Source organism: Cryobacterium sp. MLB-32 (genome assembly GCF_000738085.1).
GTDB lineage: Bacteria > Actinomycetota > Actinomycetes > Actinomycetales > Microbacteriaceae > Cryobacterium.
The window spans coordinates 1-681 of the sequence record NZ_JPRS01000775.1; the positions used below are offsets into that span (position 1 = coordinate 1).

The following is a 681-nucleotide window of genomic DNA, read 5'->3' on the forward strand; positions in this document are numbered from 1 at the left end:
CCAGCACGCTCGCGCCCGCGTTCTCACGACGGCCTATGCCGCCCACCCGGAACGCTTCGTTCGGAAGGTCCCGCAGCCACCAACGTTCCCGACCACCACCTGGATCAACGAACCCCTGAAGGAAGGAACGAACTCAATGACCACCTAAGGAAACTGACTCACATAGGTTGACATCTTCCGGTCCGATCGGCCTGTCTCGGTGGCCTCCCCCAAAAAGAGCGTGATCGGGTTTCTTGCAAATGTCGTTCTCGTCGTTATCGGCGCCTGTTTTCTTCTGCCCCTGTGCTGGCTCATTTTCGCGTCTGTCGACAACAAGGCCACGTATCAGACCAAGCTTCCCGAAGAGTTCTCGCTGGACAACTTCGCGGCGGTTCTCACTCCCGAACTCACGTTCCTTCCGCTGTGGAATAGCCTCATCATCTCCGTGGGTACTGCAGGAATCACGATCCTCGTCGCGTTACTCGCGGCATATCCGCTTTCTCGCTATCAGGCGAGATTCAACAAGCCGTTTATGTACGGAGTGCTCTTCGCGACAGGGCTGCCAATCACAGCAATCATGGTGCCGGTCTACAGCCTGTTCGTCCAGTTCAATCTGCTCGACTCGATCCCAGGCACAATCCTCTTCATGGCCGCCTCTTCTTTGCCGATCGCGATCTTCATGACCAAGAATTTCATGGATTC

The 681-nt window shown here is 56.1% G+C and carries 1 protein-coding gene; it reads left to right on the plus strand.

The features are described 5' to 3' along the window. Positions 1–199 precede the first annotated feature (199 nt). A partial coding sequence (locus tag JF66_RS21330) for a carbohydrate ABC transporter permease (protein WP_369798092.1) occupies positions 200–681 on the plus strand: 482 nt, incomplete at its 3' end.